10 protein-coding genes are annotated in these 12,138 nt (G+C 71.7%); 9 read left to right on the top strand and 1 reads right to left on the bottom strand.

Annotated elements, in window-relative coordinates; all coding sequences use genetic code 11:
• A partial coding sequence (locus VKN16_00705) for an OB-fold nucleic acid binding domain-containing protein (GenBank protein ID HME92718.1) occupies nt 1-2,177 on the top strand: 2,177 nt, incomplete at its 5' end.
• Here the strand turns inward: VKN16_00705 and VKN16_00700 are convergent.
• A complete protein-coding gene (locus tag VKN16_00700) occupies nt 2,101-3,054 on the bottom strand; it encodes a LysR family transcriptional regulator (protein ID HME92717.1) in 954 nt (317 codons plus the stop codon). The two genes, VKN16_00705 and VKN16_00700, sit on opposite strands and share 77 nt — an antisense overlap.
• Nucleotides 3,055-3,150: 96 nt before the next feature.
• Between VKN16_00700 and VKN16_00695 the strand changes: the two genes are divergently transcribed.
• The 8 genes from VKN16_00695 to phnA are packed head-to-tail and all read left to right on the top strand — an operon-like array spanning nt 3,151 to nt 12,131.
• Nucleotides 3,151-3,645: an arsinothricin resistance N-acetyltransferase ArsN1 family A gene (locus tag VKN16_00695; GenBank protein ID HME92716.1), complete on the top strand. Its 495-nt coding sequence runs from the start codon at nt 3,151-3,153 to the stop codon at nt 3,643-3,645.
• Between the two features lie 59 nt (nt 3,646-3,704).
• Nucleotides 3,705-4,856: an MFS transporter gene (locus tag VKN16_00690; protein HME92715.1), complete on the top strand. Its 1,152-nt coding sequence runs from the start codon at nt 3,705-3,707 to the stop codon at nt 4,854-4,856.
• Nucleotides 4,857-4,896: 40 nt separating this feature from the next.
• Nucleotides 4,897-7,191 carry an MMPL family transporter gene (locus tag VKN16_00685; GenBank protein HME92714.1) on the top strand — a complete coding sequence of 765 codons (2,295 nt, stop codon included), beginning with the start codon at nt 4,897-4,899 and terminating at the stop codon, nt 7,189-7,191.
• A complete protein-coding gene (locus VKN16_00680) occupies nt 7,169-8,218 on the top strand; it encodes a DUF72 domain-containing protein (protein HME92713.1) in 1,050 nt (349 codons plus the stop codon). Before VKN16_00685 ends, VKN16_00680 begins: the two co-directional genes overlap by 23 nt.
• A gap of 56 nt (nt 8,219-8,274) precedes the next feature.
• Nucleotides 8,275-8,658, top strand: coding sequence for a zinc ribbon domain-containing protein (locus VKN16_00675; GenBank protein HME92712.1), 384 nt, complete (start codon nt 8,275-8,277; stop codon nt 8,656-8,658).
• Between the two features lie 4 nt (nt 8,659-8,662).
• Nucleotides 8,663-9,658, top strand: coding sequence for a GNAT family N-acetyltransferase (locus VKN16_00670; protein ID HME92711.1), 996 nt, complete (start codon nt 8,663-8,665; stop codon nt 9,656-9,658).
• Nucleotides 9,655-10,905: a glycosyltransferase gene (locus VKN16_00665; protein HME92710.1), complete on the top strand. Its 1,251-nt coding sequence runs from the start codon at nt 9,655-9,657 to the stop codon at nt 10,903-10,905. The genes VKN16_00670 and VKN16_00665 overlap by 4 nt, the downstream gene beginning before the upstream one ends.
• Nucleotides 10,902-12,131 (top strand): phosphonoacetate hydrolase, encoded by a 1,230-nt coding sequence (phnA, locus tag VKN16_00660; protein HME92709.1) that lies wholly within the window; start codon nt 10,902-10,904, stop codon nt 12,129-12,131. Before VKN16_00665 ends, phnA begins: the two co-directional genes overlap by 4 nt.
• Nucleotides 12,132-12,138 lie beyond the last annotated feature (7 nt).

Genomic DNA, 12,138 nt, shown 5'->3' with positions numbered 1-12,138 from the left:
TGCGCGCCGCCGGCTTCGACCCCGACGAGCGGCGGCTGCGGCTGTTCGGCGAGTACTGGCGCCGCATCCAGAACCTGCCCCGGCACCTGGGCCAGCACTCCGGCGGCATGGTGATCGCCCAGGGGCGGCTCGACGGAGTGGTGCCGCTCGAGCCGGCCACCATGCCCGGGCGCAGCGTGGTGCAGTGGGACAAGGACGACTGTGCCGCCCTCGGCATCGTGAAGGTCGACCTCCTCGGGCTCGGCATGATGTCGCTGCTGCAGGACGCGCTCGAGATGATCCGCCGCCGCGGCGGGGCGGTGGACCTGGCCCATCTGCCCCAGGACCCGGTCGTCTACCGCATGCTCCAGGAGGCCGACACCATCGGGGTGTTCCAGGTGGAAAGCCGCGCCCAGATGGCCACGCTGCCCCGGCTCCGCCCCGAGCGCTTCTACGACCTGGTGGTGCAGGTGGCGATCATCCGCCCCGGCCCCATCGTGGGCGACATGGTGCATCCCTACCTGCGGCGCCGCGCCGGGCGCGAGGAGGTCACGGTCCCGCATCCGGATCTCGAGCCGATCCTGCGCCGCACGCTCGGGGTGCCGCTCTTCCAGGAGCAGCTGCTCCGCATGGCGATGGCCACCGCCGGCTTCACGGGGGGCGAGGCCGAGGAGCTGCGGCGCGCCTTCGGCTTCAAGCGCTCGGAGCGCGCCATGCGCGAGGTGGAGGTGAAGCTCCGCGCGGGCATGGCCCTCCGGGGCATCACCGGCGACGCGGCCGAGGCCATCATCCACTCCATCACCGCCTTCGCCCTGTACGGCTTCCCGGAGTGCGTGGTGGGCGATACCCGGATCATCGATGCCGACACCGGTCGCCGGGTCCGAATCGAAGACGTGGTGGAGGGACGGATTCCGCTCCAGCACACCCTGGCCTGCGACTCAGAGCTGAAGATCCGCAAGCGGCGGGTTCTCGCCGCCACCGCCAGCGGACTCCGGGTCGTCTATCGTCTACGCACCGCGCTGGGACGAGAGTTGGTGGCCACCCCGGACCATCTGCTTCTCACTCTAGGCGGTTGGAAACCGCTCGGTAGTCTCCAACCAGAAGACCAGATCGCCGCACCTCGGGTTCTGCCGGTGCTCGATTCAGTAGAAATGAAGAGACTCGCGAATTCGGAGGTGTACTGGGATCGAGTTGTCAGCGTGGAACCGGAGGGAATGCGGCAAACCTACGATCTCACCGTGGAAGAGGATCACAACTTCGTCGCCAACGATCTGATCGTTCACAATTCGCACGCGGCCAGCTTCGCGCTGCTCGCCTACGCGAGCGCGTATCTCAAGACCCATCACTCCGCCGCGTTCTACGCCGCCCTGCTCAACAACCAGCCGATGGGCTTCTACCATCCGGCCACCATCGTCGGCGACGCGGGACGGCACGGGCAGGCCATGCGGCCCGCCGACGTGAGCTACTCGGGCTGGCTCTGCACCGTCGAGCCGGACGGCGCGGTGCGCCTGGGGCTGCGCTACGTCCGTGGGCTACGCGAGGAGGCGGGGCGGCGGCTCGAGGCGGAGCGGCAGCGGCGGCCGTTCGATTCCATGGAGGATCTGGTCAAGCGCGGGCGGCTTCGTCGCGACGAGCTGACCGGCCTCGCCCAGGTGGGCGCGCTCGCCAGCCTCGAGCCGGAGCGCCGGGCCGCGCTCTGGTCCGCGGAGCGGGCCGGCCGCCCCGCCGGCGCGCTCTACGAGGGCCTCGCCGCCACGCGGGAGCCGTCGCCGCTGCGGACGATGAGCGCGTCGGAGCGCCTGGTGGCCGACTACGACGGCACCGGCCTCACCCTCGGCCCGCATCCGATGGCGTTCTCCCGCGGGCGCCTCGGCCGCATGGGGGTGTCGCGGATGAGCGACCTGGCCGCCTTCCGTCACGGAGCGTGGGTGAAGGTGGCGGGGGCGGTGGTGGTGCGGCAGCGGCCGGGGACCGCCAAGGGGTTCGTGTTCCTCAACCTCGAGGACGAGACGGGACTGATCAACGTCATCGTGCGCCCCGCGCTCTTCCACCGTCACCGCCTGGCCCTCGTCGAGGAGTCCTTCCTGCTGATCGAGGGCACGCTGCAGCGTCAGGACAATGTCACCTCGGTGCGCGCCGAGCGGCTCTGGCCGCTGCGGCATCGCCTGGCGAGTGTGCCCTCGCACGATTTTCACTGAGGCCGGCCACCGCGGCCAGGAACACGCGCAGCGCCGGCGTCTCCGCCTTGTCGCGGCGCCGCACCAGCCCGAGCCGTCGCACCAGGGCGGGGGAGAGCGGCCGCGCCTGGAGCGCGCCGGCCCGCACCTCGTCACGCACCGCCATCGCCGGGCTCACCGAGACGCCGAGCCCGGCGCCCACCAGCTTCTTGATCGCCTCCTCGTTGCCCAGCTCCATCACCACGCGCGGCCGCGCGCCGCCGCGACGGAACCACGCGTCGATGACGCGCCGGATGGTGCCGCCCCGCTCGTAGAGGATCAGCGGATGGCGCGCCAGCTCGACCGCGGTGAGCCCGCCGCGGCCGCGCCAGGCCTGGCCCGGCGGCCCCACCGCCACCAGCGGGTCGCGCCGCAGCGGGGTGATCAGGAGCTGCCGCCCGGTCACCGGCAGGGTGACCAGGCCCACGTCCAGCTCGTTGTCGGAGATGGCGGCCGCGATGTCGGGGGCGTTGCCGGTGACCACGATCAGCTCGATCTCCGGATAGCGCGCCCGCATCTGCCGCAGCAGCGGGGGCAGGAGATGGATGCTGGCGGTGGCCCCGGTGCCGAGGCGCAGCCGTCCCGCCACCACCCCGCGCAGTCGGCGCAGCGCTTCCTGCGCGGCCTCCAGCTCGGCGAAGGCGCGGCCGGCGTGTTCCAGCAGGAGCGCGCCCGCGGGGGTGGTGAAGGCCCGCTTGCCCACGCGCTCGAGCAGGGGGGTGCCGCAGCGCGCCTCCAGCTGGCGCACGTGCAGGCTCACCGCGGGCTGGCTCAGATGCAGGCTCTCGGCCGCGCGGGAGAAGCTGCCGTGGCGAGCGATCTCGCGCAGGGTCCGCACGTGGATCGGGTTCAGGTCCATCGCTTGGAAAGTATTCCTTATCGTTTGCATGAGAACAATCTATTTCCCTTATTGACACCGGCGGGGCAGACTGCCGGGCAGGAGGGCACGACGCGCATGGGAGACGTTTCGATCCGCGCGGCCGTCTCGGAGGACGCCGCCGACATCTGCGCCATCTACAACCAGGGGATCGAGGACCGCATCGCCACGCTGGAGACCGAGCGACGCACGCCCGACGAGCGCCGGCAGTGGATGGCCGCGCGCGCGGCCCGGCATCCGGTGGTGGTGGCGGTGAGCGCCGGGCAGATCGTCGGCTGGGGCAGCCTCAACGCGTTCAATCCCCGTCCGGCGTACGATCACGTGGTGGACCTGTCGGTCTACGTGGAGCGCGCCTGGCGCGGGCGGGGCGTGGGGCGCGCGCTCCTGCAGCACCTGCTGCCCCTCGCGAAGTCGCTCGGCTACCACAAGATGGTGCTCGCGACGTTTCCCTGCAACGAGGCGGGCGTGACCCTCTACCGCAAGATGGGCTTCTCGCCGGTCGGGGTCTACCACGAGCAGGGACGGCTCGACGGGCGCTGGGTCGACGTCCTCATCATGGAGCGCCTGCTCTGAGCTACGGCTGGACCGTCGTCGCGGCCCTGTCGATCACCGAGATCGTCTCGTGGGGCATCATGTACTACGGCTTCCCGGTGTTCCTGGCCTCGATGGAGCGCGACCTGAACGCCTCGCGCGTCGCGATCACCGGCGCGTTCACCGTCGGCATGGCGGTGGCCGCGCTGGCCGCGCTGCCGGTGGGCCGCTGGCTCGACCGGCGCGGCCCGTGGGCCCTGATGACGCTGGGGTCGTGCCTCGGCGCCGCGCTGGTGGTGGCGTGGTCGCACGTGCACAGCCTCGGCGCGCTCTACGCGGTGTGGATCCTCATGGGCCTGGCCCTGGCCGCCACGCTGTACGAGCCCGCCTTCGGGGCGGTGGTGCGCTGGTTCCCGACGCGCCATCGCGACCGCGCGCTCACCGCGGTCACCCTGGCCGGAGCCCTCGCCAGCACGATCTTCATGCCGGTCTCCGCCGGCCTGCTCGAGCGCGCCGGCTGGCGGCACGCGCTGCTGGGCCTCGCCGCGATCCTCGCCGTCCTCACCATCCCGCTGCACGCGATCGTGCTCCGTCGCCAGCCCCCTCACCTCGCCGGCCGCGGCCGGCGGGGCGCCGGCGGTGATCGGGACGCCGGCACGCCGCTCACGATCGCGGCCCGCACGCCGATCTTCTGGGCGCTCGCGGTCGCGTTCTCCATCGGCAACTTCTCGACCGCGGCGGTGACACTGCACCTCATTCCGTACCTGGTGGCCCACGGCCACGCCGCCTCCGCGGTGGCAATGGCGATCGGCTGGATGGGCGCGATGCAGATCCCGGGCCGGCTGCTGTTCGTGGCGGTGGGGGGACGATTCGGCGCGCTCGGCGTCACCATGGCGGTCTTCCTGGTGCAGGCGCTCGGCCTCGCGCTGGTGGCGCTGGCGCCGTCGCTGCCCGGCGGCCTCACGCTGGTGATCGCGGTGCTCGGCGCCGCCAACGGCATGGCCACGCTGGCGCGCGCCACCACGCTCGCCGAGGTCTTCGGCCCCGCGCACTACGCGAGCATCAGCGGGGCGATCGCGCTCGGCGCCAACGGATCTCGCGCGCTCGGGCCGGTGGGCGCGGCGGTGCTCTACACCGTGCTGGGCGGTTATCGCCCGGTATTCTGGAGTCTCGCGGGCGCGCTCCTGCTGACCGGCGGCGTGGTGGCCGCGACCGCGGCGCGCGGCGTGGAGAGCACCGCGCCCGCCGCGTAGTCCGTCGGCTCGCCCGCGATCCGGGTTACGATATGAGCCTATGCTCGCGAGGTGGGGTCGGTACGTACATCGCGTTCGCGTTGCCGTCATCGTCCTCGCGCTGTTGAGCCTCCTGCCGTCGTGCTGGCTGATCGTCCACGGAGGCCGCCTCGCCACCACCGACGTCCCCACCACCACCGAGTCGGGCCGCGCGCTCGACCTCATCGGCCGTGAGCTGCCGGGCCGGCCGCCCTCGTTCAGCCTGATCTTCAGCAGCTCCACACGCGCTGCGCGCGATCCCGCCTTCCGTCAGGAGGTGGAGCGCGCGCTGGCCCCGCTGCGGAGCGACCCGCGGGTGGCGCGCGTGGTCACCGCGTACGACCCGCCCGCGCACGATCTGGCCGTGCCCGCCACCGAGCTGATCTCGCGCGACGGCCGGCGCGCCCTGGCCGTGGTCGAGCTCAAGGGCGAGGCGGCCGCGTTCTCCCTCCTCGAGTTCTCGGTGCTCCCCCCCGACGTGTACCCGTCGCTGCGGGCCAAGGTGAAGACCGACACGCTCGAGGTGCTGCCGGTCGGCAACATTCCCCTCAATCACGATTTCACCGAGGTCACGCGCGCCGACTTGCGCCGGGCCGAGCTGGTGATCCTGCCGGTGGTGGTGGTGCTGCTGCTGCTGGTGTTCGGCTCGGTGGTGGCCGCGCTGCTGCCGCTCGCGGTGGGCGCGCTCTCGATGGCCGGCGCCATCGCGGCCACCCTGCTGATGGCCCGCTACACGTCGGTATCGGTCTACGCGCCCAACATCGTGACCATGATCGGGCTCGGGGTGGCCATCGACTACTCGCTGTTCATCGTGAGCCGCTTTCGGGAGGAGATCCGCGTCCACGACGGTCCGCACGCGCTCGCGCGCACGATGGCCACCGCCGGGCGGGCGATTCTCTTCTCCGGCCTCACGGTGGCGATCGGCCTGCTCGGCATGGTCTTCCTCGGCCTCGGCAACCTCGGCTCGATCGGCTGGGCCGGCACCGTGGTGGTCACGCTCGCCGTGGTGTACGCGCTCACCCTGCTGCCCGCGCTGCTCGCGGTGCTCGGCCCGCGGGTGAACTCGCTGCGGCTGCCCTTCATCCATCCCGAGCGGTCGCGCACCGGACGCGGCCTGTGGCACGGCGTCGCGGTGACCGTGATGAACCATCCGTGGCTGGTGTTCCTCTCGGTGTCCGCCGGGCTCGTGATCCTGGGGCTGCCGTTCATCCACCTGCGGGTCGGGTCCGGCGACGTCAACGCGCTGCCCCCCTCCGCGGTCTCGCGGCGCGGCGACGAGGCGCTGCGCGAGCACTTCCCGGGGGGTGACAGCAACCGCATCCTGGTGGTCGTGCAGTATCCCGACGGCTCGCCGCTGACCGGCGAGCGGGTGGGCCGTCTCTACGACCTCAGCCGCTGGCTCATCGCGCGGCCCGGCGTGGGCCGGGTGGAGAGTCTGGTGGACCTCGATCCGAGCGTGACCCGCGAGCAGTATCAGCAGCTCGCCACCACGCCGGCCAGCCTGCTTCCGCCCGGCGTCGGCCAGCTGTTGCGCCAGACGGTGGGCGGCCGGCTCGCGCTCCTCGTGGTGTCCACGCCGCTGAAGCCGTCCAGCGCGGAGGCCCGCGCGCTGGTGCAGGAGATCCGCTCGTCGCATCCGGCGATGGGCGGGGAGGTGCTGGTGACCGGGCAGACCGCGTTCGATCTCGACATCGTGGACCTGGTCACCCGTCACGCCCCGCGCGTGGTCGGCCTCGTGATGCTCGCCACCTACGTGGTGCTGTTCCTGCTGCTCGGCTCGGTCCTGCTGCCCCTGAAGGCGGTGATCATGAACCTCCTGTCCATCAGCGCCTCGTACGGCGCGCTGGTCTGGATCTTCCAGGAGGGCCATCTCGCGACGTGGCTCGGATTCACGCCGGGCCCGATCCAGACCGCGACGCCGATCATCATGTTCTGCTTCGTGTTCGGCCTGTCCATGGACTACGAGGTGCTGCTGCTGAGCCGGGTGGGGGAGGAGTACGAGCGCGGCGGCGATACCGCGCACGCGGTGGCGGAGGCGCTGGAGTCCACCGGCCGGCTGATCACGGGGGCCGCCGCCATCATGGCCGCGGTGTTCTTCGGCTTCGCGACCGCGGGGTCGGTGATCATCCAGGCAGTGGGCATCGGCATCGGGCTCGCGGTGGTCATCGATGCCACCATCGTGCGGGCGCTGCTGGTCCCGGCCACGATGCGGCTCATGGGGCGGTGGAACTGGTGGGCCCCCGCATCGCTGGCGTCGCTCCATCGCCGGCTCGGGCTGGGCGAGCGCCGCGCCAATGCCGAAGTCGTCTCCCGATAGCCCACCGCCCGCGCCCCCGCTGATCCGCTACCACCCCGACCGCCCGGTCGTCACCGAGTATCGCGTCGGCCTCTGCGCGTGGCAGGACAAGAGCATGCTCGACGAGGGGTCGTTCTACCCGGTCAAGAGCATGACCGCCGAGGATCGGCTGTGGTGGTACAGCCGGTTCTTCGACTGCGTTGAGGTCAACTCGACGTTCTACGCCCCGCTCTCGGCCCAGAACGCCGTCCTCTGGACGAAGCGCACGCCACCCGGCTTCCTGTTCAGCGTGAAGGCCTACGCGTTGCTGACCGGGCACCACCTCGACGCGGCGCGATTGCCGCCGCCGCTTCTCCCCATGCTGCCGGCCTCCGCCCGGCCGAACGCGCGCGGGCGATTCGAGAACCGGGTCTTCGGCCCGGAGGCGCGCGACTGGGCCTTCGCGACGTTCCGCGAGGCCCTGCAGCCGCTGGCCGACGCGGGCAAGCTCGGCTACGTGCTGTTCCAGATGGCGCCCTGGGTGAAGTACGGGGAGGCGGCGCTGGAGTACCTGGCGTCCCTGCCGGCGCGGCTGCCCGGGACGACCATCGCAGTCGAGTTCCGCGACGCCTCCTGGCTGCCCGCCCACGCCGAGGAGACCCTGGGCCTGCTGAGCGCGCGCGGGCTGGCCTACGTCTCGGTGGACGCCCCCCGGACGCCCGCGTCGGTCGACGACACGGTGGCCCTCACCGCGCCGGTCGCGATCGTGCGATTGCACGGCCGCAACCGCGAGGGCTTCATGAAGCAGCTGCAGGGCCGCGAGCCGAGCGTGGCCGAGAAGTACGGCTATCTGTACACCCGTCAGGAGCTGACCGGCATCGTGGCGCGCGGACGCGCCCTCGACGGCCAGGCCCGTCAGGTCTACTTCAAGCTCAACAACAACGTCGGTGACGCACCCGCCATCAATGGTGAGGAAATCAAGGAGCTGCTCGGGCTCGAGACCGCCGACCGCGCGGCGGTGGAGGAGCAGTGGCGAGCGCGTCGTCGGGCGGCCCGGCGCCGTCCCTGAAGGCCCGGAATCTGCGTGATAGAATGACGCATCCAAATCGGGCGAGGGAGCACGGGGTGCCGATCTACGAGTACGAGTGCCAGGGCTGCCAGCGGCGCCTCAGCCTGCTCATCCGCACCTTCGCCGCCGCCGACGCCCCTCGATGTCCACGGTGCGGCAGCGCCCAGCTATCCCGCCTGATGTCCCGTTTCGCCACCGTGAAGTCCGAAGACGCCCGCCTCGATGCCCTGTCCGATCCGTCCGGCTATGGAGACCTCGACGAGAACGACCCCCGGAGCGTGGCCCGGTTCGTCAAGAAGATGGGCCACGAGATGGGCGAGGATCTCGGCGATGACCTCGACGCCGCGATGGACGAGGCCATGACCGAGGGCGACGGCGGCGGTGGCGACGACGGCGGCCTGATGGATCCGGGCAGCTCGAGCGATTCCGGAGAGCTCTGAGCCCATGCCCGCGCCGATGAAGGTCGATGTGCTGTCCGCCCTCTCCGCGCTCGACGAGGCGACGTGGAATGACCTGGTCGACGGCTCCCGCCTGCCCTCGGTCTTCCTGACCTGGCAGTGGCAGACGGAGTGGAGTCAGGCGTTCGCCGCCGACCGCCCGCGGCAGGTCCTGAGCGTGACCTCCACCGACGGCACGCTGGCCGGTCTGCTTCCGCTGTACGAGGACTCACCGGGCCGCCTGCGGATCATCGGCGGGGTCGACATCTCCGACTACCTCGACGTGATCGCCCGCAACGGTCGCGAGGAGGCCGTCTGGCAGGCCCTGCTCCAGCACCGTGCCGACCAGCCGGTCGAGTGGGACCTCCACGGAATTCGCGCCGCCTCGCCCACCGCCGCGCTCCTGCCCGCGCTCGCCGCCGGCGCCGGGCTCACCGTCTCGGTGGAGCGCCAGGACCGCTGTCCGGTGCTCGCGCTGCCCGGCACGTGGGACGAATACCTGGGGCGCCTGTCCGGGAAGGACCGGCACGAGCTGCGACGCAAGATGCGGCGGCTCGAGCGCGAGCTGCCCGGAGCGACGGCGCGATCGCACGGCGAGGCCGCGGGCTGGGACGAGGCCCTGACCCGGTTCCTCCTGCTGCACCGCCTCTCGAAAGTGGGCAAGGCGCGCTTCATGGACGAGCGAATGGAGCGCTTCTTCCGCTCCGCCACCGCGCAGCTGGCCGCGGCGGGGTGGGCGCGGCTCTGGTTCCTCGAGCACGAGGGTGCCCCGGTGGCCGCGTTCCTGTGTCTGGAGTACGCGGGCCGCGTCGGACTCTACAACTCCGGGTTCGATCCGGCGCGGGCGCAGCTCGCGCCCGGCATCGTGCTGCTCGCCCACGTCATCCGCGACGCGATCGAGCGCGGCGTTCCCGTCTTCGATTTTCTCCGCGGCGAGGAGCCGTACAAGTACGGCTTCGGTCCCTCGCCGGAGGACGTCTTCAACGTGAAGGTCACCGCGTGAAGCTCTCCGTCGCGATGCTCTCGGTGCACACGTGCCCGCTCGCCGCGCTGGGCGGCAAGGAGACGGGCGGGATGAACGTCTACGTCCGGCAGGTCGCCTGCGAGCTGGGCGGCATGGGCGTGCACGTCGACGTCTTCACCCGGTCGCAGAATTCGACGATTCCCCGCGTGGTCGAGCTGGGTCCGGGCGCGCGGGTGGTGCACCTGCCCGCGGGCCCGGAGGCGCCGATGCCGCGCGAGGCGGTCCACCGACACCTGGACGAGTTCGCGGTGGGCGTGGAAGCCTTCGCGCGTGAGCACGGCATCCGGTACGACCTGATCCATTCCCACTACTGGCTCTCCGGCGTCGCCGGGTTGCGGCTGCGCGAGGCCTGGGGCGCGCCGCTCGTGCAGATGTTCCACACCCTCGGCCGGCTCAAGAACGCGGTGGCCCAGAGCCCCGCCGAGATGGAGCCGTCGCTGCGGATCGACGAGGAGGCGCGCATCGTGGCCGCCGCCGACCGCATCGTGGCCGCCAACGTGGTGGAGCGCGCGCATCTCGTCTGGTACTACCGCGCGCGCACCGATCGCATCGCGGTGATCCCGTGCGGAGTGGACACCGACCTCTTCCAGCCGATGGATCCGGCCAAGGCCAAGGATCTGCTGGAGCTGCCGCCCGATCCGCTCCTGCTCTATGTCGGCCGACTGCAGCCCATCAAGGGTCTCGAGACCTTGCTGGAGGCGATGGTCACGGTGCCGGCCCCCACCGATCTGCTGATCGTCGGGGGCGACCAGGACGAGCCGGAGAACGGGCACGGCGCGGCCCTGCGACAGCAGGTGACCGCGCTCGGGCTGGAGCGTCGGGTGCGCTTCCTCCGCTCGCAGCCCCAGCGGCGGCTGCGGCTCTTCTACGCCGCGGCCGACGCCACCGTGATGCCGTCGTACTACGAGTCGTTCGGCATGGTGGCCCTCGAGGCGATGGCCTGCGGCAGCCCGGTCGTGGCCTCGCGCGTGGGCGGGCTCACCACCACCGTGCAGGACGGAGTGACCGGCCGCCTCGTACCGGAGGGCGATCCGGCCGCGCTGGCCGCGGCGATCGCCGGTCTCGTCGGCAGCCCGGAGGCCCGGCGGCTCGGCCAGCAGGCGGCGCGCTGGGCCGCCGAGCATCGCTGGCCGTGCGTGGCCGAGGCGGTGTGCCGTCTCTACTCGGGCCTGCGGCCGGCCGCCGAGCAGCACCTCTCACACGCCCCGTGCAGGAGCTGGCTATGACGACTCGCGATGCCGTCACCGTGAACGGCCGGTCCTACGCGTGGCCGGACCGCCCGCTGGTCGTGGTGTGCGTGGACGGCTCCGAGCCGGACTACGTGCGGCAGGCCGTCGCGGCCGGCGCCATGCCGTATCTGGCCGCCGCACTGCCCTCGGGCACCGATCGCCTAGCCGATTGCGTGGTGCCGAGCTTCACCAATCCCAACAACCTCTCGATCGTCACCGGGGTGCCGCCCTCCGCGCACGGCATCTGCGGCAATTACTTCTTCGATCGCGATGCGGGCGCCGAGGTGATGATGAACGATCCGCGCTACCTCCGCTGCGGGACGATCCTCGCCGCCTTCGCGGCCCGGGGCGCGCGCCTGGCGGTGGTGACCGCGAAGGACAAGCTCCGCCGCCTGCTCGGCCACCAGATGACCGGCGTCTGCTTCTCGGCCGAGAAGGCCAACGAGACCACGATGGCCGAGCACGGCATCGGAGACGGCCTGGGCCTGGTCGGGATGCCGCTGCCGTCGGTCTACAGCGCCGATCTCTCCGAGTTCGTGTTCGCGGCGGGCGTGAAGCTGATGGAGTCGATGCGCCCGGACGTCATGTATCTCTCCACCACCGACTACGTCCAGCACAAGCACGCGCCCGGGACCGCGGAGGCCAACGAGTTCTACCGCATGATGGACGGCTACTTCGCCAAGCTCGCCGGCCTCGGCGCGACGCTGGCCGTCACCGCCGACCACGGCATGAACGCCAAGACCGACGCGGCCGGCCGCCCGCGGGTGATCTATCTTCAGGATCATCTCGACGAGTGGCTCGGCGCCGCGAAGGCCCGCGTCATCCTGCCCATCACCGATCCGTACGTCGTCCATCACGGGGCGCTCGGCTCCTTCGCCACCGTCTATCTGCCGGAGGGCGCCGACGGCGAGCGCATCCGGGAGCGGATGGCCGCCCTCGGCGGCATGGAGCTGGTCCTCGGCCGCGACGCGGCCTGCCGCCGGTTCGAGCTGCCGCCGGATCGCGTGGGCGATCTCGTCGCCGTGTCGGAGCGGCACGTGGTGCTCGGCACCAGCGAGGCCCGCCACGACCTCTCGGGCCTGGATGTGCCGCTGCGCTCCCATGGCGGGATCAGCGAGCAGACCGTGCCGCTGCTGCTGAACCGGCCGACGCCCCGCGGGGCCGCCAACCGCCGCCTCCGCAACTTCGACATCTTCGACCTCGCCCTGAACCACGCCACCTAGGCGAACG

The organism is Candidatus Methylomirabilota bacterium (assembly GCA_035315345.1).
Classification (GTDB): domain Bacteria; phylum Methylomirabilota; class Methylomirabilia; order Rokubacteriales; family CSP1-6; genus CAMLFJ01.
This window is presented reverse-complemented; position numbering and strand designations above follow the sequence as displayed.

Excerpts from the sequence above, each read along its gene's own strand:
- VKN16_00700 (HME92717.1), bottom strand. The coding sequence starts at position 3,054 with ATGGACCTGAACCCGATCCACGTGCGGACCCTGCGCGAGATCGCTCGC.
- VKN16_00695 (HME92716.1), top strand. The coding sequence starts at position 3,151 with ATGGGAGACGTTTCGATCCGCGCGGCCGTCTCGGAGGACGCCGCCGAC.
- VKN16_00690 (HME92715.1), top strand. The coding sequence starts at position 3,705 with ATGTACTACGGCTTCCCGGTGTTCCTGGCCTCGATGGAGCGCGACCTG.
- VKN16_00685 (HME92714.1), top strand. The coding sequence starts at position 4,897 with ATGCTCGCGAGGTGGGGTCGGTACGTACATCGCGTTCGCGTTGCCGTC.
- VKN16_00680 (HME92713.1), top strand. The coding sequence starts at position 7,169 with ATGCCGAAGTCGTCTCCCGATAGCCCACCGCCCGCGCCCCCGCTGATC.
- VKN16_00670 (HME92711.1), top strand. The coding sequence starts at position 8,663 with ATGCCCGCGCCGATGAAGGTCGATGTGCTGTCCGCCCTCTCCGCGCTC.
- phnA (HME92709.1), top strand. The coding sequence starts at position 10,902 with ATGACGACTCGCGATGCCGTCACCGTGAACGGCCGGTCCTACGCGTGG.